This is a genomic window from Verrucomicrobiia bacterium, assembly GCA_019634635.1.
Taxonomy (GTDB): domain Bacteria; phylum Verrucomicrobiota; class Verrucomicrobiia; order Limisphaerales; family UBA9464; genus UBA9464.
On the sequence record JAHCBB010000007.1, the window covers coordinates 188514 to 207871 of the forward strand.

Annotated in this window: 20 protein-coding genes; 13 read left to right on the top strand and 7 right to left on the bottom strand. The window is 65.4% G+C overall.

The window, feature by feature from the left end; genetic code table 11:
- The first annotated feature begins 71 nt into the window (after positions 1 to 71).
- Both KF791_07095 and KF791_07100 read left to right on the top strand, forming a co-directional pair.
- On the top strand, positions 72 to 1685 hold the full coding sequence (locus KF791_07095; GenBank protein ID MBX3732346.1) for a sodium-dependent transporter: 1614 nt from the start codon (positions 72 to 74) through the stop codon (positions 1683 to 1685).
- A gap of 1 nt (position 1686) precedes the next feature.
- The gene (locus KF791_07100) at positions 1687 to 1842 is read left to right on the top strand and encodes a hypothetical protein (GenBank protein MBX3732347.1); all 156 of its coding nucleotides are present in this window, start codon (positions 1687 to 1689) and stop codon (positions 1840 to 1842) included.
- A gap of 53 nt (positions 1843 to 1895) precedes the next feature.
- Here KF791_07100 and KF791_07105 read toward each other — a convergent pair whose 3' ends face one another.
- Together KF791_07105 and KF791_07110 are read right to left on the bottom strand one after the other, a co-directional pair.
- Positions 1896 to 3365: a sigma-70 family RNA polymerase sigma factor gene (locus KF791_07105; protein ID MBX3732348.1), complete on the bottom strand. Its 1470-nt coding sequence runs from the start codon at positions 3363 to 3365 to the stop codon at positions 1896 to 1898.
- A gap of 231 nt (positions 3366 to 3596) precedes the next feature.
- Entirely contained in the window at positions 3597 to 5228 is a 1632-nt protein-coding gene (locus KF791_07110; protein ID MBX3732349.1) for a hypothetical protein, read from the bottom strand.
- A 53-nt stretch (positions 5229 to 5281) separates the two neighbouring features.
- Here KF791_07110 and KF791_07115 point away from each other — a divergent pair, with 53 nt between their 5' ends.
- From KF791_07115 to KF791_07135, 5 genes are all read left to right on the top strand, one after another.
- A complete protein-coding gene (locus KF791_07115) occupies positions 5282 to 5710 on the top strand; it encodes a hypothetical protein (GenBank protein MBX3732350.1) in 429 nt (142 codons plus the stop codon).
- Positions 5711 to 5730: 20 nt separating this feature from the next.
- Positions 5731 to 6339: a response regulator transcription factor gene (locus tag KF791_07120; GenBank protein MBX3732351.1), complete on the top strand. Its 609-nt coding sequence runs from the start codon at positions 5731 to 5733 to the stop codon at positions 6337 to 6339.
- Positions 6340 to 6465: 126 nt separating this feature from the next.
- Positions 6466 to 6912 (top strand): response regulator, encoded by a 447-nt coding sequence (locus KF791_07125; protein ID MBX3732352.1) that lies wholly within the window; start codon positions 6466 to 6468, stop codon positions 6910 to 6912.
- A gap of 28 nt (positions 6913 to 6940) precedes the next feature.
- Positions 6941 to 8401, top strand: coding sequence for a DUF1254 domain-containing protein (locus tag KF791_07130; protein ID MBX3732353.1), 1461 nt, complete (start codon positions 6941 to 6943; stop codon positions 8399 to 8401).
- Positions 8402 to 8501: 100 nt separating this feature from the next.
- The gene (locus KF791_07135; protein ID MBX3732354.1) at positions 8502 to 9932 is read left to right on the top strand and encodes a DUF1254 domain-containing protein; all 1431 of its coding nucleotides are present in this window, start codon (positions 8502 to 8504) and stop codon (positions 9930 to 9932) included.
- 135 nt (positions 9933 to 10067) lie between these two features.
- On the opposite strand, the gene KF791_07140 is transcribed toward KF791_07135, so the two are convergent.
- A complete protein-coding gene (locus tag KF791_07140) occupies positions 10068 to 10589 on the bottom strand; it encodes an STAS domain-containing protein (GenBank protein ID MBX3732355.1) in 522 nt (173 codons plus the stop codon).
- A gap of 76 nt (positions 10590 to 10665) precedes the next feature.
- Positions 10666 to 11145 (bottom strand): Lrp/AsnC family transcriptional regulator, encoded by a 480-nt coding sequence (locus KF791_07145; protein MBX3732356.1) that lies wholly within the window; start codon positions 11143 to 11145, stop codon positions 10666 to 10668.
- Positions 11146 to 11310: 165 nt separating this feature from the next.
- On the opposite strand from KF791_07145, the gene KF791_07150 reads away from it, so the two are divergent.
- The 6 genes from KF791_07150 to KF791_07175 all read left to right on the top strand — a co-directional run bounded on the left by KF791_07150 (position 11311) and on the right by KF791_07175 (position 17079).
- A complete protein-coding gene (locus KF791_07150) occupies positions 11311 to 11541 on the top strand; it encodes a hypothetical protein (GenBank protein MBX3732357.1) in 231 nt (76 codons plus the stop codon).
- A gap of 131 nt (positions 11542 to 11672) precedes the next feature.
- Positions 11673 to 11933 (top strand): hypothetical protein, encoded by a 261-nt coding sequence (locus tag KF791_07155; protein MBX3732358.1) that lies wholly within the window; start codon positions 11673 to 11675, stop codon positions 11931 to 11933.
- A 32-nt stretch (positions 11934 to 11965) separates the two neighbouring features.
- Positions 11966 to 13261, top strand: coding sequence for a histidinol dehydrogenase (gene hisD, locus KF791_07160; protein MBX3732359.1), 1296 nt, complete (start codon positions 11966 to 11968; stop codon positions 13259 to 13261).
- A 99-nt stretch (positions 13262 to 13360) separates the two neighbouring features.
- Positions 13361 to 14191 carry a segregation/condensation protein A gene (locus tag KF791_07165; protein ID MBX3732360.1) on the top strand — a complete coding sequence of 277 codons (831 nt, stop codon included), beginning with the start codon at positions 13361 to 13363 and terminating at the stop codon, positions 14189 to 14191.
- A gap of 22 nt (positions 14192 to 14213) precedes the next feature.
- Positions 14214 to 14960, top strand: a complete 747-nt coding sequence (scpB, locus tag KF791_07170) for an SMC-Scp complex subunit ScpB (protein MBX3732361.1) — start codon at positions 14214 to 14216, stop codon at positions 14958 to 14960.
- 124 nt (positions 14961 to 15084) lie between these two features.
- Positions 15085 to 17079: a CotH kinase family protein gene (locus KF791_07175; GenBank protein ID MBX3732362.1), complete on the top strand. Its 1995-nt coding sequence runs from the start codon at positions 15085 to 15087 to the stop codon at positions 17077 to 17079.
- Positions 17080 to 17125: 46 nt separating this feature from the next.
- Here the strand turns inward: KF791_07175 and KF791_07180 are convergent, their stop codons facing one another.
- From KF791_07180 to KF791_07190, 3 genes are all read right to left on the bottom strand, one after another.
- A complete protein-coding gene (locus KF791_07180; GenBank protein MBX3732363.1) occupies positions 17126 to 17911 on the bottom strand; it encodes a thiazole synthase in 786 nt (261 codons plus the stop codon).
- Between the two features lie 140 nt (positions 17912 to 18051).
- Positions 18052 to 18384 carry a hypothetical protein gene (locus tag KF791_07185; protein MBX3732364.1) on the bottom strand — a complete coding sequence of 111 codons (333 nt, stop codon included), beginning with the start codon at positions 18382 to 18384 and terminating at the stop codon, positions 18052 to 18054.
- Between the two features lie 21 nt (positions 18385 to 18405).
- A complete protein-coding gene (locus KF791_07190; protein ID MBX3732365.1) occupies positions 18406 to 19278 on the bottom strand; it encodes a type II secretion system protein in 873 nt (290 codons plus the stop codon).
- Positions 19279 to 19358: the final 80 nt, after the last annotated feature.

Genomic DNA, 19358 nt, shown 5'->3' on the forward strand with positions numbered 1-19358 from the left:
CGGCGCCATCCGGTGACCGCGGCAACTTGGGGTTTGCACGCGGCGGCCGTTCCCGTTTCATCGGCGCGTTGATGGCCTGCACCCCCCCGAAAGAAGTGTGGAGTTCCCGCCTGGGCGTGATTCTGGCGGTGGCTGGCAGCGCCGTGGGCCTGGGCAATTTTCTCCGCTTTCCCGGACAGGCCGCCCAGTACGGCGGCGGCGCCTTCATGGTCGCCTACTTTGTCTCGCTGCTGATTGTCGGCATCCCCATCTGCTGGACCGAATGGACGCTCGGCCGCTACGGCGGCCGGTTCGGTTTCCACTCCACGCCGGGCATCTTTCACGCATTGCTTCGCAATCCCGTGGGCAAATACCTCGGCGCGATCGGCTTTGTCGTGCCGGTGACGATCTACATGTACTACGTCTACGTCGAGGCGTGGTGCCTCGGCTATGCCGCGAACGCCCTCACCGGACGCCTCGGCGGGCCGGGCATGAACTACGGCGATTTCTTCGGACGTTTCACGGGGGCGACCGCCGACGGCGTCGCGCTGCACTTCGGCTACGGCGATGTCGGCCTCTTCCTCGTCCTGGTTTACCTGCTGAATTTCTTCTTCATCTACCGGGGCATCAACCGCGGCATCGAAATCGTCTGCAAGTTTGCCATGCCGGCGCTCATTGCCATCGCACTGGTCACGCTGGCGCGCGTGCTCACGCTCGGCACACCCGACCCGGCCAAGCCCGACCAGAACGTGCTCAACGGCCTCGGCTACATGTGGAATCCGGGCGACATCGCCGGCGGTCTGAAAAATCCGCAGCTTTGGCTCGCCGCCGCCGGACAGATCTTCTTCAGCCTCTCCGTCGGTTTCGGCGTCATCATCACCTACGCGAGCTATCTGCGGCGGCGGGACGACGTCGTGCTGTCCGGCCTGACCGCATCGGCCACGAACGAGTTCTGCGAGGTCGGCCTTGGCGGTCTCATCACCGTGCCGGCCGCGTTCATGTTCCTCGGCGCTGCCGGCATCGTCGGCCAGGGCACCTTCGGCCTGGGTTTTACCGTCCTGCCCGAAGTGTTCGCACGCATGCCGGCAGGCCAGGTGTTCGCCTCGATCTTCTTCCTGCTCCTCTTCCTCGCCGCCATCACCAGCTCACTCTCGATGCTGCAGCCGGGCATTGCCTTTCTCGAGGAGGGCGTCGGCCTCAACCGCCGCGCCTCGGTCGCCATCCTCGGGCTGGTCACCGCCTTTGGCACCTTGTTCGTGTGGTACTTCTCCGCAAACCTGAAGGCGCTCGATACGCTGGATTTCTGGGTCGGCACCGTGATGCTTTTCGTGCAGGCCACCCTGCTCATCATCATCTTCGGCTGGGTCGTCGGCGTGAAGAAGGGCTGGGAGATCGCGCACGAGGGGGCGGAAATGCGCATCCCGGAGATCTTCAAGTTCATCATCAAGTACGTCACCCCGGTCTACCTCGTCACGATCTTCGGGCTCTTCATCCTCAAAAACGTCTTCGGCTGGAACTTCTCGTTCAGCACCCCGGCGTTCGATCCCACCGGCTACGTGAAGGACCTCTTCGGCGACCCCCCCAACCAGGTCGCCCGCCTCAGCGTCGGGCTCATCATCATCATGACCCTCTTTTCGCTCCTGCTGGTGAACATCGCCGGCAAGACCTGGGCGAAGCAGGAGATCAAGGAACTGGAGAACGACTGACATGACCCCCGGCGGCTGGATCAATCTCACCCTCTCGGTCGGCTTCGTGACCCTCCTGTTCGTCTGGTGCCTCTGGCGCGTGCTGAGCAGTCCCAGGGACCCGCAGAAGCTCGCGCATGTCGAGCCCGTGGACCGCGGCCACGTGGACCGGCGCTGACCCGCCCGCTCCGGCAACTCTGGCGCATCGGTTGAACCCGGGCCGGACCGGATTTAGGGATCCGGGATTGCGGTGCCTTCGGATTCGAATTCACGAAAGCTCCCATCGGTGCTGCTGATGGTCTGGACGGAGCCATCCGCGAGGACGTAGATGCGTTCCCAGCCCTCTCGGAGCGGAATGGCAAACGGACGGATCGGTGGCAGATCCTCCTCTTTCAGGATCGATTTCGGAATGCGTCGTGCCGTGCGCTCGCGGAGTAGGATCAGGGTGGGTTCGTCAGGGCGCGGGGCGCGAGGATGACCATACACTTCAAAGGCGTCCGCCATGGGGTCTCCGGACCCCCCGGGGACTCCATCCACGCCCGCGACGGTCAGGGCTTGCTGCCATTCCTCCGGGTTGATCGGCAATTGGTCGCCGTGGTCCGAGGCGTAGATTCTCGCTGCCAGGCCCATCCGTTTTCCCATCTCGATCGTTTGCTCGCGAAACTGGCGAAATTTCACCTCCTCCAAGAGCCCCTCGGCGAGGGCTTCAGCGCGCCTCGCGCGTTCCTCAGCGGGAACGGCAGCCTGACGGTCACGTTCCGCCTGTGTCCTGCGAAGTTGCGCCACCTCACCGCGCAGGCGCAGCAATTCCGCCTGCTCCTCTCGCCGGCGGTCGTCATCCCCGGGCCGCGGAACGTTCGACACCGGCGCGGCGGCCTCGGCGGCCATCAGGCGGTCGCGGAGGCCCTCGTAATCGTGCGTGAGCCGGTTCCACCGGGCCTGCTGCCACCAAAAGGTTGTTGCCGCAATTGCGGCGACGGCTCCAAGCGCAATCTGAGATTTCATCAGCACAAAAGATGAAAGCCATGGTGCCGCGGCCGGGGCACCGGCCAGTGCCGCAACGCCAACTGCTGCAGCAAGGGCCGGAGGGGCGGTCTGGGTGCCGGCCAGCGCGAGGGCGGCGGCAAGCGTCCCATCTCCAGCCGTGATGCCGCGTTGCTGAAACCAGCCGCGCAGGCGGTCCATCGCGCGACGGACCCGCTTCTGGGCGGCATCGTCACTTGCACCCAGCACGGTGCCCACCTCGGCAAGGGTGCGTCCGGACAGATAACGCAGGATGACGGCCTGCCGGTCCTGCTCTCCGAGGGACTCGAGGGCGGCGTCCAGCAGCGGTTGCAGCGCAAGGACCCCGGGGTCCAGTTGGGAGGCGTCCGGGGCCTGAACACGGTCCAGCTCATTCATGGCCATTTGTTCCCGTCGGGTGCGCCGGGCCGCGTTACGGGCCTGCTTCCGGGCTTCCAGCCACGCGCTTCGGTGGAGCCAGCCCGCGAGCACGGTGCCGGCGGGCAACCGGCCAGCCTTGCGCGCGAGGAGGCTGAAGACCGCCTGGGTCACATCCTCGGCGGTCCCGGGATCGCCCAGCACCCGCCACGCGGTGGCCCAGACCAGGTCACAGTGCCGGTGCACGAGCGCTGCAAAGGCGTCCTCGTCGGCCGCCGTGAGATAGCGGTCCAGCAAGTCCCTGTCGGTGGCTTCATCCATGACGCTCACTGCACAATACTCCCGGAACGGACGAAATCCGACACGGGGTGCCGGGATTGGGTTGCTGCAATTCCTCCCCGGACACCACCTCGGAGCAGGACACACTTGTGGTGACGAGGCTTCAGCCGGCCGGTGCCTGAACGGGCGGACGAAGCCTTCGGTCTCCAGATCCGGTTGCGCGGCTCGTGGATCTCACGGCCGCACGGTAGCAGGTTGCCACGCCTCCGGGATTTATCGCGACAGCAGGACGGCGCGGAAGTACTCGATTCTGGGACGCTCGCGGAGATTCAACGAGATCCATGCTTCCGTCGCGAAAACGGCCAGCGAACTTAGGCCGCCCGCAGTGCCATCCGTCAGCCGGCTGATCGGCGCGACGACCAAAGACCAATGGACCAGGTTGGTGGAGAAGCCTGGAACATTCCCGGTCACCAACCGTCCGCTGACGGGATGCCGACGGACGCCGTTGCCGAGGTCGGTCGGTTCCGACGGTGGCGGGGGCGGCCCCTTTAATTGGGTGAGGGTCAGTTCGTTGCCGGACAGTTGAAACCACACGTACCGCGTGTAGGGAAACCATTCTGCCGAGTGCATCGGGCCAGGGCCTATGTCCAGCCAGAAATCGTCCAGGGAACCCACCAGCAGAAGGTCACCGGATTCCGAAAGCAGCACCCGGCTCAGGGGTACCGGACGTTCGACCGTCTCAAATCCGAACTGGCCGGGACTGAAATCCTGGAGCGAGACCACCGGTCGCCCGGAGTGGAGGGTGGAGACGTCGCCGTTGGGGGCAATCCTCCGGATCCGATCGGGGCCGTTCTCCTCCTGGTCCACGAGCACAATTGCGTCTTCGGAAGTGATCACTGCGTCGCGGATCTTCGCGAAGCCGGCATTGGTTCCTGGTCCGTCCCGGACCGGGTTGCCGGGGTATCCGGCCAAGGTCTGGACCCTGACATCGGTCCCGAGAAGGCGGACTGCGCTATTGGCCGGATCCAGAATGACCAGTTCGCCGCTGGATCGCTGCCCCGCGAGCGAGACCCCCTCCCCGAATCGCGCGTCCTCCCCGAAACCGTCGCGGAACCCGTTGTGGTAGTCGCCAGCGACCCTGGTCTCGCGGAGCGCCAGGGGCGCGGGATCCAGCTGAATCCAGTCAACGGCAACGGCATTCCGGGGCCAGAGGTGGAACCCCTGACCGTGATAGCCTACATCCCTCGGTCGGGCGTCCGCAACGTGGTCCATGACCAGGCGAAGCTGATGCGGTCCCTCAGTGATCCGAATTCGGGGGAAGACGAGGTTTTCCCGCACCTCGGTCGGCCCGGTGACATCCTGCCCGTCCAGCTCCAGATGAAGGGTGGCCGGGACCGGATACGTGTCGTAGATCGGATGGAAGCGATCCTCCCGAATAAAGACCAGGTAGACGGGCGGACCGGACGTCTTCACCTGGAGGGTATAGGAACCGGTCCCGGTGCAGTGCACCGCGTAACTGAGCCACTCGGAGGACTTCAGGACCACATTGGTTGGGCCGAAGATCGCGGTGGTCATCTCCTCGTCCGGTCGAAAGGAAATGTAGGGAAAGTCATTGTCGTCGTCGGGCTGGTCACTTCCCGAGCGATGGAAGCCCACACCTTCACCCCCCAAGTCGAAGAATTCCGCCTCGATGCGTCCCGGAATCGGCAGGGGTGTTCCGAGGAATGGAAGTTGAGCCTGGAGGATCACCGACTGAAGGACGGCCAAAATTGCGATCTGGATCCAGGGAGGGGATCCGTACCGCTGGTTTTGGGCCTCGAACACAATCCCACCGTAGTCATCCTTTGCGAGCCGTTCAAGGAGCAAGCCGCCCCGTTCCCGGACCCGTCGTACTGGTGCGTCCATTGAGGGCTCACCCTCAATTTGCGCGGAAACCACGGGTCGAACGGATTCTCGATGTGGAGGTCACCAATCGTGCGGTCGGTTTGCAGATCTTCCGAATAGAGGATGCGCGCTCCGGAGGCGAGCGCATCCAGATCCAGCAATTCCTGTTGAATCTGGTTCTCAACAGCATGGACGCAATGAACGACGTTCCCACGGAACGCCGGACGCTCGTCATTGAGGTCCGTCGCGCTCCAGAGTTCACGGTCGAGGTGAGCGTCCGCGACTCCGGCCCGGGGATTTCGGCCCGGAATCTTTCAAGACTCTTCGAGCCATTTTTCTCCACCAAGCCGGTCGGCATGGGCATCGGACTCATGATCTGCCGCACGATCATCGAGTCGCACGGCGGCAGCCTTCGGGCGGAAAACCATTCCGAAATCGGGGCCTGCCTCACATTCTCCCTGCCGGGGGCCGCCTCCACGGAAGCCGCACCCCGCCCAACGTGAAGAACGACCCCGCGAACGACCTGGTGCCCGCCACCGTGCATCTCGTTGACGATGACGCGTCCTTTCTCCGGTCGCTCTCACGTCTGCTCAGGGCCTCGGGGTACGCTGTGGTCACCCATCCCTCCGCAAAGGAATTTCTGAAGTCCCTGCAGCCGGGCACCCGCGGCTGCCTCATCACGGACCTGAGGATGCCGGGCATGGACGGGATGGCTCTTCAGGAGGCGCTGCGGCAGAACGGCAGCCCGCTTCCGATTCTGTTCCTCACCGGACACGGGGACATTCCGGTCACCGTCCAGGCCATGCGCCGCGGGGCGGAGGATTTCCTCACCAAGGATGCGCCCAGGGATCAGCTGCTGGGCGCCGTGGATCGCGCCCTGGCCCGAAACGAGCAGGAGCACGCCGAGCGGTCTCGACGGGACGCCTTGCGGCGGCGGTTTGAAACGCTGAGCCCCCGCGAGTGCGAGGTGCTCCGCGGGGTCTTGCGCGGGAGCCTCAACAAGCAGATCGCCTCGGACCTCGGCATTCACGAACGGACCGTCAAACTCCACCGATTCCGTGTCACGACCAAGCTCGGCGTGCATTCCGTGGCGGAGCTGACGCGACTTGCGCAGGACGCGGGATTCCAATAGCGCCGGGTCGGCGTCGGGCGTCCAGGGTGTCCGCCCTTGAGCACCTTCCCCAAAGGGCAGTAGTCCGGCTCTGCGGCCGCATAGAAGGCTTGCTCCGTGCAGGGATCGGAACCGACCGCAAGGGTCATGAACGTCGCCGTCGTGGACGACGACGCGAGCCTGTGCCGTTCCTCAAGCCGCCGGCTCCGGGCCGCCGGGCTTCAGCCGGCAACCTACCACTCCGCCGGGTCCTTCTTGGATGATGCCCTGCGGCCGCATTTCGACTGCCTCCTGCTGGATGTTCAGCCGGGGGGCATGTCCGGACTTGAACTCAGCCGCCGCCTGGCGGAACGCAACGACACCACCCCTATCATTTTCATCACCGCCCTGGAGGACCCAGAACTCCGGACGCAGGCCCAGACATTCGGATGTGCCGGCTTCTTCCGAAAGACCGATCCGGGTTGCCTCGTGGTGGACGCCATTCAAAAGTCCGCCGGCCCTGCGGGCTTCCCTGCCCGCTCACGAACTCCCGCCGGTGAATCCAAACCCCACAATGAACCGGCGGCCTGCCGCATCGAACCGAAGCCACTTTGATTCCTCGAAGAACACTCAGGACTCGACCATGAAACCAATCAGCAAGGAACTCACAAACGCGGCCTTGACCGCAGCGCTCACCCTGTCCGGGATCACCGGCAACCTGCCCGGGAGCAACGCCCACGCGCAGCCGGCAGCCGGCGCTGCGCCGGGCCTTGCCGAAACCCAGGTCATCGCCGAGGCAGGCTTCATCTACGGACTGCCCATCGTGATGAACTACGCGGTGATGTATGCATACTCCGTGGACAGGAATTCCGGCCAGTTCAAGGCCCCGTTCAACCAGATCCTCAACGAGCCGCGGGTGTTTACCTACAAGGATACGGCCATCATCACGCCCAACAGCGACACGCCCTATTCCCTCGCCTGGCTTGATCTGCGCGCCGAACCCATCGTGCTGTCCGTTCCCGCGGTGGAACGAACCCGGTATTACTCGGTGATGCTCACCGACGGCAACACCTTCAACTACGGCTACATCGGCAGCCGTGCCACGGGCAATGAACCGGGCGACTATCTGGTCGTCGGACCTGACTGGAGGGGCGAGACTCCGCCGGGCATCAAGCAGGTCTTCCGGTCCGGCACACAATTCTCCCTGGCGGCCTACCGCACCCAACTCATCAACCCGGCGGACATGCCCAATGTGATCAAGGTTCAGTCCGGCTACCTGGTGCGGCCGCTTTCCCAATACCTGAACCGGCCCGCCCCGTCCGCCGCGCCGGCCGTCGAGTTCCCGCCCATCAATGACGCGATGGCGAAGACGAACTTCTTCTCGTATCTCGACTTCGCCCTGCAATTCGCGCCACCGGGACCGGAGGAAATGGAGATGCGCGCCCAACTGGCCCGCCTCGGCATCGGCGCCGGCAAGACCTTCAATTTTGAAGACCTTGATGCCGCCCATAAGGCCGCGATCGGGCGGGCCATGAAGGAAGGCGCGGAGAAGGTCGAGCGTTACCTCTCCGCGGGGCAGAAGAACATCAATGGGTGGGAAGTCGGCTCATTGTTTGGCGACCGCGCCTTCTTCAACGGCGACTGGTTGAAACGCGCCGCCGCCGCCAAGGGCGGCATCTACGGCAATGACGCCGTCGAAGCCATGTATCCCCTGACCAAGTCGCTGCCAAATGGCGAACTGCTCGACGGCAGCAAGCACGACTACACCCTCACCTTCCCCGCCGGCCAGTTCCCACCCGTCAACGCCTTCTGGTCCGTGACGATGTATGACGGCAGGACGCAGCTGCTCATCGAGAACCCGATCAACCGCTACCTCATCAATTCCCCGATGCTGCCCGGTATGAAGATGAATCCGGACGGCTCGTTGACGATGTACCTCCAGAGCAAATCTCCCGGCGCCGACAACGAATCCAATTGGCTGCCCGCGCCCGACGGACCGATTTATCTCGTCATGCGCCTTTACTGGCCCAGGACCGAAACCCCTTCGATCCTGCCGCCCGGTGCAGGCACCTGGGCGCCGCCAGCGCTTCAAGTCGCGCGGTAAACAGGCAAACCGAAGCGTCCCGTGCGCCCCCCACCCGAGAAACAACGAAAGCCCCGAAGGTTTTGCCTCCATAACCATGAAGAGAACATCCCCGCACATTATGAAACCATTGACTCGCAGCAGCTTCCACCAAGCGCTCGCAGCCTGTGTCGCTCTGATCACCGGCTTCACTCCAATTCAAGCCAGGGAGAACGTCTTTGAGGCGGTCCACGACGGGGTGGAAGCCTATGTTTACGGCTACCCGCTGGTGACGATGGAAGTGACCCGTCGCGTGATGACCAACGTCCGCGAGCCCGCGGGTTCGCGGGCCCCCATGGGACAGTTCGTCCGGATGCGCCACTATCCGGATGCCAGCTATCGCGACGTGACTGCTCCGAACGCAGACACCCTATACACCACGGCGTGGATTGACGTGGGACGGGAGCCGTGGGTGTTGAGCCTGCCGGACGCGAACGACCGCTATTACCTGTTCCCGATGCTCAGCGGTTGGACGGAAGTCTTCCAGGTTCCGGGCAAACGGACCACCGGCACCGGCGCACAAACCCATGCCATCACCGGGCCGGGCTGGAAGGGCACGTTGCCGCCGGGCGTGACGGAATACAAGTCTCCCACGGCCATGGTCTGGCTGCTCGGCCGCATCTATTGCACCGGCACCCCCGAGGACTATGCCGCCGTCCACAAGCTCCAGGACGAAATTACCGTGGTGCCGCTCAGCGCCTATGGCAGGCCCTACACACCGCCGGCCGGAACGGTGGATCCCTCGCTGGACATGAAGACGGCGGTGCGGGAACAGGTCAACGCCCTCAGTGCCGGGGACTACTTCAACCTGCTCGCCCGGTTGATGAAGGACAATCCACCCGCCGCCGACGACGGGCCGGTCCTCGCGAAGATGGCGAAATTGGGAATCGTCCCCGGCCAGCCGTTTGACGGAAGCAGGCTCGACCCGCTGGCGAAGGAGGCCTTCTCCATGGTTCCGAAGATTGCCAACGAGAAGATCATGGCGTGGTTGAAGGCGGGGATTCTCGCCGGCGACAGCCGGCTGGAACATGGGTGGCTCTTCACGACCAAGACCGGCGAGTACGGCGTGAACTACCTGCAACGCGCCCTGATCACCGCCATCGGTCTTGGGGCGAATCGTCCGCAGGACGCGGTCTATCCCACGTCCGAAGGCCCGAACGTCGTCGAGTCCTATACCGGGGCGAAAAAGTACGTGATGCACTTCCCCAAGGGCCAGCTCCCGCCCGCCGAGGGCTTCTGGTCGTTGACGATGTACGACAAGGATTACTTCTTTGTGAACAATCCGCTCAACCGTTACAGCATCAGCGCCCGCCAGAACCTGAAGCCCAACGCGGACGGCTCCGTGGACCTTTACATCCAGAACGAAAGCCCCGGCGCCGACTGGGACTCCAACTGGCTGCCCGCACCCAAGGACCAGTTCATCCTTATGTTGCGGCTCTACTGGCCGCAGGTGACCCCGCCATCCCTCCTCGACGGCACCTGGAAGATCCCGCAGGTGAAGGCGGTCGAGTGAGTTTGCCTCGCCCATGATACGCGCAAGCCGTCCCTGCGGCAGCGTGGGGGGTGGACCGCGACTTCACGGGCGAACCTATGAAGCCGGGTGCCGGCAAGATGGCCACGCGGACGGCGCCGGTGCCCCGACGGGTGGTCATCCTCCGGCCGCCTTCTCCACCTCCAGGGCACGGGTCAATTCCTGGAACTTGGGGACGTTGCGCGGGTCCAGCGCCATGAGGAACCGGTGGGCGTCAAGGCAGGCGTCGCGGACCTCGTCGCGGCTCTGGGAACCTGGCGCCAATTCGACCGCGGGCATGGTGGGCCCGGCAGAGGTCTGGCCTTCCAGCACGTTGACCCGCGGCAGGACCCCCAGGTTGTCGAGCAGGTCGCGGACGCGCTCGTTCGGATTGACGAGGACAAACTCGGGACAACCGGGGGGCGGGGCCACGGCCGGGTTGGGTCCCGTGGCGAGGGCAGCCAGGACGCCGGAGAAGGTGCTGTCCATCAGCTTGCATTCGGTCAGATCGAGGCACACCTGACGGATGCCCTGGGATTCCAGACGCCCGACGAGTTGCTTGAAATCGCGGGCCCGCTCGGCACCGGCACGCCCGACGCAGCGGATGAACGCCGTGGGGGGCTCCACCAACACAAGAATTCTGGAGTTCGCCGTGTTCACCTCGGCATCAACGTCCGCCGCCTTCCGGGGAAGGTCAAGACGGCGGGGATGCCGCCTGAACCGAGCGGTCCGGTGTTCACGGGGTGACGGCGAGGCGCTCGTCGGCGGTGGCGGCGTCCATGAGCACGCCCTGTTCCTTGTACGCCCGCAGCACGAAGTGGGTGGCGGTCGAGAGCACGCCCTGAACGGTGGCCAGTTTTTCGGAGACAAACGTCGCCACCTCGCGGAGCGACGCGCCCTCGACCTCGACCAGCAGATCGTAGCCACCGGACATCAGATGACAGGAGCGAACCTCCGCGTGACGGGCGATGCGGTCGGCGAGCTTGTCGAATCCCCCGCCGCGCTCGGGCGTGATGCGCACCTCGATGATGGCGCGGACGAGGTCGCGTCCCAGCTTCTCTTCGTTCAGCACGGCGCGGTAGCCCAGGATGAGGCCTTCCTGTTCCGCCGCACGGATGCGCGAACGGATCTCGGCCTCGGTGACGCCAAGCATGGCGGCAAGGCGGGGTGTGGCCTTGGAGGCATCGGACGCGAGGAGCTTGAGCAGCGGATCCATCGGCCCGGAATACAACGGCGGGGCGTCCCGGCGAGGAAGGAATTTTTCGGGCGCCCCTTTCCCATCTGTAATCCGGCGGAAACAGGGCGGTAAGCCGGGGTGCGTCCATTGCTGGTGTTGAGAGTGGATGTGCCCAGGCGCCGCCGCTCTTGCAGGAAACCGACAATGCACACCGGACCGCATTCCGAGCTGGATCCCTCGAGGGATTCCGAAGAAGCCCACGGGCTTCGACGGGTCCCCGGGGTCACCGAGGAGGCACTGGATGCCCTCCGGTACACCGGTGTGCTCGGCGGCCGGGTGGCTGCGGAGGCCGCGGTGGCCGTCGAATCCTGCAGGTGCGTGACCGATTTTGGCGCCGGTCGCTCCGATGCTGTTCCCGGTTCGGGTTGTCGTTGATGGGAGCGGCGGCGGATTTCTGCGGGTGCCTCGTGTGTTGGAGCCGGGGCAGCGGCAGGTGCGACCGGCGTCTCGGTCCGGTCCGGGGCGCTCCCGAACGATTTGCCGGAAGCCATCAACCCAAGTCTCCCATGAACCCAATTCGAATTGTGGCCCGCGGACTGGTCTCCGGCCGCCTGCACCTGACCCCGGAATTGCTGGCCGCCCTGCGCGACGCGGCCGGTTCCGGGCCTGTCGCCGCAGCGGCGGGTTCCCCCGAAGCCGCGGACGGACTGGCGCCGGCAGCGGCGCCGTGGGGGCGCCGGGTTTCCGTGCTGACATTGCCTCCACGGCGACGCTGCACCACGACCTGCGGTCCGTTGCCGGAGCCTGAGGGGCCCCCGTCCCTTTGACTTCAAGGGCGCCCTCCCTACCCTGCCCGGCCATGCGCATTGTCCGCCATGCCGACCCGGGGTTTGCCGAACAGATCGAGGCCTGCGCCTCGGCCTCCAGCCTCTTTGATCCCGGAATCGAGGAGCGAACGCGTGCCATCGTGGAAGCCGTCCGCACGGCCGGAGATCAGGCGTTGACGGAGCTGACGGCACGTTTTGATGGCGCGCCGCTGCGCCCGGACCAGTTTGCGGTGACCACCGCGGAACTGATGCACGCGTCCCTGGCGGCAACGAAACCGCTGCGCGCGGCGGTGACGGAGGCCCATCGCAACATCGCCGCCTTTGCCCGGCGCTCGCTGCGGCGGGGATGGGCCGCCGCCAATTCGCACGGAGCCCGAGTCGGCGAGAAGTTCGATCCCTTCAGCCGGGTGGGCCTCTACATCCCGGGCGGCACCGCGCCGCTGGTCTCCACGGCCCTCATGACGATCACCCTCGCCCGGGTCGCCGGATGCCCGGAAATCGTGGTGTGCACTCCGTCCGGACGCGACGGCACGGTGAACGCCGCGCTGCTGTATGCCGCGAACTTCGCCGGGGCCACGGAGATCCATCGGATCGGTGGCGCGCAGGCCATCGCGGCGATGGCGTTCGGAACCTCAACGGTCCGCCGGGTGCAGAAGATCTTCGGTCCGGGCAACGCGTATGTCGTTGCCGCGAAGCGGTTGTTGTTCGGCCATGTCGCCGTGGATCTTCTGCCGGGCCCCAGCGAGGTGTTGGTGCTGGCGGACGACGGCGCCGATCCGCGATTCATCGCTGCGGACCTGCTGGCGCAGGCGGAGCACGGGTCGGGACAGGAACGCGTGTGGCTGGTGACCCCCTCGGGGCGCCTGCTGCGCGCGGTGGACCGCGAGGTGCGCCGGCAACTCCCCTCGCTGTCGCGTCACGAGTTCATCGCGAAGGCGCTGGAGGCCAACGGCTGGCTGATCCAGGTGAAGGATCTGGATTCCGGAGTTGCGCTGGTGAACCGGCTCGCGCCGGAACATTGCGAAGTGATGGTGCGCGGGGCGCGCCGTATCGCGGAGCGCATCACCACCGCCGGGGCCCTCTTCCTCGGGCCGGATTCGCCGACCGTCCTCGGCGACTATGTGGCCGGTCCCAGCCACACGCTGCCGACGGGCGGCGCCGGACGATCCTTTGCCGGACTGACCGTGGACCAGTTCCAGCGCCGGACCAGCGTGGTGGAGTACCGGCGTCCGGAATTGCGCAAGGCCCTGAGGGCCGTCCGGGAATTCGCCGCCATGGAGGGACTCGATGCCCATGGCCGGTCGGCGGCGATCCGCCTGGAAGACTGAACGGGCGCAGGGCATCGGGTCCGTGAGCAACGCGCCGTTGCCAAGCCCCGTCCGGGATTTCAGGCTGGCCTGTCACCGCGAGGTTCCCGCGGTCAGCACATGAGCGACTACCGAGTCCAGTTCGAGGTCTTTGAGGGCCCGCTCGACCTGCTGCTTCACCTGGTGAAGAAGCAGGAGGTGGACATCTATCAGGTCAACCTCACGCGCATCGCGACCGAGTTCGTGGCCTATCTGGAGCAGATTCGGAAACTGGATCTGGAGGTCGCCGGGGAGTTCCTGGTCATGGCGGCCACCCTCATCTACATCAAGAGCCGTGAACTGCTGCCCCGGGAGCAGCAGGTGACGGCCGAGGGGGAGGACGCCGACGAGGAGGATCCGCGCCACGAACTGATCCGTCGGCTGGTCGAGTACCGGAAGTTCAAGGACGCCGCCGCACAGCTTCAGTCGCGCGAAGAAGGGATGGAGTCCATTTATGAGCGGCGCCCGGGCCGGGCGGACTTCGGGGACCTCCCGGCTGTGCCGGGCCGGACGGTTTCCGTCTTCGAGCTGGTGGGTGCGGTCCGCGAGATCCTCAAGCGCCTTCAGGCAGCGGGTCCCGCCCAGGAAGTGGCTGGTGAGCGGTGGACGGTGACGGAGAAGATGGAGACCTTGCGCGCGCTCGTTACGGAGCGGGGGCGGGTCCGGTTTGGGGAGTTGTTTGCCGCGGCCACCTCACGAACCGAAGTCGTGTGCATCTTCCTTGCACTCCTGGAGCTCTCAAGGATGAACGTTTTGGGCCTCGTCCAGGACGGGGACTTCGGTGAGATTGATGTGTTCGCGGCCCCTCAGGATCTTGTACCCCCGCCGCCGCCAACTCCCGGCACCGATGTCCATGGCCATCCCGAGGCCAATCCGATCGCCGCCGCGGCGGTTGGTCCGCAGATCGCCTGAATCCGCTTTTCCCGTCCCCCGCATGGAACTCAAATTGATCCTGGAATCCCTGCTCTTCAGCGCGCCGAAGCCCCTGTCGGTCAGCGAGCTTCGCGAAGTGCTCGTGAAGGCCGCCACGGAGGGTGAGCCTGCTCCGGAGACCGCGGGCTTTCGAAAGGTCCCGGGAGCGGAGATTGAAGGGGCGCTGGAAGTCCTGGCTGCGGAACATGCGGCCTCCGGCCGCAGTTACCGTTTGGTGTGCATCGCGGGGGCCTGGCAGTTCGTGACCCAGCCGGAATACTCCCCATGGCTGCGGGCGTTTGTGGGGGCCAAAGCCCGTCCCACCCGCCTCTCGCAGCCGGCGTTGGAGACCCTTGCCGTGATCGCGTACCGCCAGCCGGTCACCCGGGCCGAGATTGAGCAGATCCGCGGGGTGGCGGTGGACGGTGTCGTCGCCACCCTGAAAGAGCGGGGTTTGATCGAGGAAGCCGGGCGGGCCGAGGTGGTGGGGCGACCCATGCAATACGCCACCACCCGGGCCTTCTTGGAGTATTTCGGCCTCGCCAGCCTTGAGGAACTGCCGGCCGCCGATGAGTTGCGGCGGATCCCGGTCCAGAGACCCGAGGCGCTCGTGACGGCGGAAGCCGGAGGGACCGAGCCGGTGGAGCAGATGAGCCTGGAACTGGCGGATCCCGAGGCCGCCGGGGGGGCCGCGGCCGCGACTCCTGCGACTCCTGCGGCAAGTGTTGGGACGGATGAACCCGTCGTTCCGTCTGCAACTTCCGCCTGAGGCGGCGGAGTTCCAAGACGGCCAGACCCCCGGGCGGGAGCCGGCGGGTCATGCCGCGGCACCAGTCCTTCACCTCTCCGTTGCCGGCCTGTAACCTTTTCGACGCCATTTGGTCATCCCAGCCATGACCCGTGTCGTTGCCCTGATCACTGCAATGGTTGCCGCCTGCGGCAGTGCTTCTTCCGACCTGCCGCGGACAACCGACGATCTTTATCGCCTGGACCGGATTTGGAGGGTGACGCTTTCCGTGAGTCCGGAGGCTTGGGAGGGCCTTCAACCGGAGGCGCCGGCAGGGGGAGGCTTTCCGTTTGGAGGGCCCGGGGGTCCGCCGGGAGGATCCAGGTTCGGTGGGGGTCCGGATGCTCCAAGGGGTCCGGGGGGATTTGGCCCGGGCAATTTCCTCGCCATGGGCGTCATGATGGCGCTCGACGGCGATCGGAACGGCGCGTTGTCGCGTGACGAATTCACCGGCGGCTTTGGCAGGTGGTTTGCGGAGTGGGATGCCGCCGGCACGGGGTCGGTGGGGACGGATCAGGTTCGTGAGGGACTGACCCGGGTGCTTTCTCCGCCACCCCCGGGAGGTGACGTGGTGCGTGGGTCGGGACCCGTTGCGGGCGCCGGTCCGGGCGGCCCTGGGTTCGGCCTCCAGGGGCAGGAGGGGCAGCGCAATGGATTGAGCGCAGCGCTGGGGCTCCATTTTGACTACGTGAAGGCGGATCTCACCTTCGACGGGGTTCCCTTCCGCGACGTCGCGGTGCGGTACAAGGGCAACGGCACGTTCATGGACGCGCGGAACACCGACAAGAAGTCGTTCAAGGTGGATCTGAACGAGTTTGTGAAGGGGCAAAAGCTCGCCGGCATCTCGAAACTCAATCTCCACAACAACATCACCGATGTGGCGTCGCTGCATGAGCCGCTGGCCTATGAGCTGTATCGCGCGGCCGGAGTTCCAGCGCCCCGGACCGCCTACGCGCGCGTCTCACTGGACGTCCCGGGGAGCCATACCAACCGGCTCCTGGGCCTGTATTCCCTGGTTGAGAATCCCGACAGCAACTGGGCCGACGCGAACTTCGGTACCCGGAAGGGCGCCATTTTCAAACCGGTGACCCGCGAGTTGTTCAAGTTTCAGGGGACCGACTGGTCTGCCTACCGGCAGGCCTATGACCCGAAGACCGACCTGACGCGGAAACAGGAGCAACGGGTCTACGACTTTGCCCGACTGATCACCGGGGCCGATGACGCGGAGCTCGCCCGGAGGCTGCCGGAGTTTCTGGATGTGGACGAATTCAGCCGCTTCATGGCCGTCACCGTGTGGCTCAGTTCCACCGATTCGATCCTGATGATGGGCCAGAATTTTGTGGTCTACCTGCATCCCACCACCGACCGGTTCCTGTTCGTGCCCTGGGATCTCGACCGGGCCTTTGGCAACTTCTTCAATCCGTCGCCCGAGCAGCTCAGCATCCGCAATGCATGGGCCGAGGATAACCGCTTCCTTCAGCGCGTCATGCAGGTGCCGGCGGTCCGTGAGGCCTATCTGGCGCGTCTGGAAGAGTTCCAGAAGACCTTGTTCCAACCGGCGCGGTTCGCCGCGATGGTGGAGGAAGTTGCCGCCCGGATCCGACCGGTGTTGGCGGAGGAGGATCCCGGAAAGCTGGCAGCGTTTGACCGGTCGGTTGCCGGGCAGATGGCGGGTCCGGAGGGTCCGGGAGGAGGTGGGTCACCGTTCCGGATGAATGCCAAACCCATCAAGGTCTTTGTGAAGGAGCGGCACGCCGCCGTGGCGGCCCAGTTGACGGGAGCCTCGGAGGGAACGCCGCTGTTTGGAGGTCCGGGCGGCCCGGGAAGGCCCGGTGGCCGGGGCGGTCCGGGTGCTCCGGGACCCGGAGGCATGCGGCCGTTTGGTCCGGGCGAAATTTTGGGTCCGGTGGTTTTTGCGGCCGCGGACACCGATCGCGACGGGCGGATGACGGCTGCGGAGTTCGAGGCGCTTGCGGTGCGCTGGTTTTCCGAATGGGACAAGGAGGGAACGGGATCCTTGAATCCGGAACAGCTGGCGGCCGGACTCACGGTGCTGCTGCCGATGCCGGACTTTGCACGGCCACCGGCGCGCCCGTTCTGATCGCGTCGAAACCACCGGCCCGCGGCGGGTCGCGAACCCACCCCGATTACGCGTCGAGAAACGCCGTCAGCGGGCTGGTGGGGCTGGCTTCGGGGCCTCCGGTCGCGAGGCCGACCTCGAACGCGGTGCGGCCGGCTTCAACCGCCTGACGAAAGGCGATGGCCATCCGGTTCGGATCCTGGGCAACCGCGATGGCGGTGTTGACCAGCACCGCGTCGGCGCCGAGTTCCATCGCCTCAGCCGCATGACTGGGAGCGCCAATGCCGGCATCCACCACCACCGGCACCGTCGCCTGTTCGATGATGATCCGGATCTGGTCGCGGGTCTGCAGCCCGCGGTGCGATCCGATCGGGGAACCCAGCGGCATCACGGTGGCGGTGCCCACGTCCTGAAGGCGCCGCGCAAGCACCGGATCCGCATTGATGTACGGGAGGACAACGAACCCCTCCTTCACCAGTTGCCCGGCGGCGAGCAGGGTCTCGACGGGGTCGGGAAGCAGAAATCTGGGGTCCGGATGGATCTCGAGTTTCACCCATTTCGGCAGCCCGGCGGCGGCGGCAAGGCGCGCAAGGCGGACCGCTTCAGCCGCATTCATCGCGCCGCTGGTATTGGGCAGCACCAGGTACCTTGCAGGGTCTACAAACTCCAGAATGTTGGCGAACGGATCCCGCTGTCCGGTCAGGTCGGCACGGCGCAGCGCCACGGTCACCATCCCGGTGCCGCTCGCAGCGAGCGCATCGCGCATGGCCTCGGGTGAGGGGAACTTCCCGGTCCCGAGGAAGAGACGGGAGTGGAACGGTCGTCCAGCAATGATGAGGGGTCCGGCAGCCATCCAGCGCGGCAGGATGGAACCGGGGGACGTTCTTGTCGAGGCGCCTCGGGACAAGCGCCGCGGGAAGCAGGTCGTCCGCAGGGCTGGAAATGGAAACACCCACCTTCCGGTGGGTGCTTCGTGACAATCGTTGTGGGAACTTAGCGTCCGGTCTCCAGCATTCCGATGGCCCGGTACGCCTGCTGGGCGGCCTCGTTGTCCCCCATCTCCTCCACCAGCTGGTCCGTCACCTTTTGGCGCAACCGCCGGTACTCATCCTTGGTTTTCTCGGTGACGCCCGCCTTCACCTCGGCAAGCGCTTCAACCATGGGCTCGTAGTCCTTTTTCGCGAGGGCATCGAGGACCTTGCTGGCGCCGGGCATCGTGAAGGGCTTGTCGGCATCGGGATCCTTTTCGTCGTTGCTGCAGCCAGCCGCCACAAACGCGAGCATCAGCAGGGCAGCAAGCCAGCGGGTGATTGGGATGGAGTTCACGGAAGGGTGGGGCCTGGGGGGTTAGCGTTGGTAGCCCGGCCCGTTCAGCAATTCGTTGGGGCGCGGCTGGATCCGCTGGTCCAGGAAGTCATTGAACAGCTTGAGCTTGATGAAATTCGCCGTCCCGCCGAACCGGCCGACCATCGCCCCGCCGCCCCGGTCCTGGTTGCGCGCCGTTCCGGAGTAATTGGCGCCGCCGGCATGGCGCTGGGACACCCCTTCGCCTCCGGTCTCCGGATGATTGCCGCCGTCGTTGAAAAAGAAGCCGTCGGTTTCGTTCTGTTCCCACAACTGAATGTCGAGCGGCAGGAAGTCGGAGGTTTTGTAGGTCCGGCCGCCAAGATCACGAGCCCTCGGTCCACAGTAGCCGCCGATGGTGCCGTTCCAGCAGTACGACGAGAGCTTGACCGGACGGGCCATCCACCACGTCCTCTGCCGCCCGGACCCGCGCAGGGCGACGTCCTTCGGACATTCCAGAACCTTGGGCGTGGTGAGGAACGGCCCGAGCTGGCCGATGCGGAAGAACAGCACCTGATTGCTGTACTGCGGGGAGTTCTTGTCCCGGCCGGCGGCGCTGGACGGGGCATTTGGCCCTCCCGGAATGCGCCCGTTGTTCCGGGTGGCGTACAGCCAGCAATCCGGACCGGTCAGGTCCGAACCCCAGCCCGGATGAGCCAAATAGTCACCGTTGTCGGTCGCGTACATATGGCTCGCCAGCAGGATCTGTTTGACGTTGTTGAGATCCACCGTGTTCTGGGCGCGATCCTTGGCTCGGCTGAGCGCAGGCAACAGCATGCCGGCCAGGATGGCGATGATGGCGATGACGACGAGCAGCTCAATCAGCGTGAAAGCGCGGCGGCTGCCCTGAGATGGGGGAAGGCTTGGAGTGTTCATTGGAGCCGAAGTGGTATGGGGGATCATGAACGGACTGTGTGAGCATTGTCAAACTCACAGTTTTGGGCTGTCCAATCCGG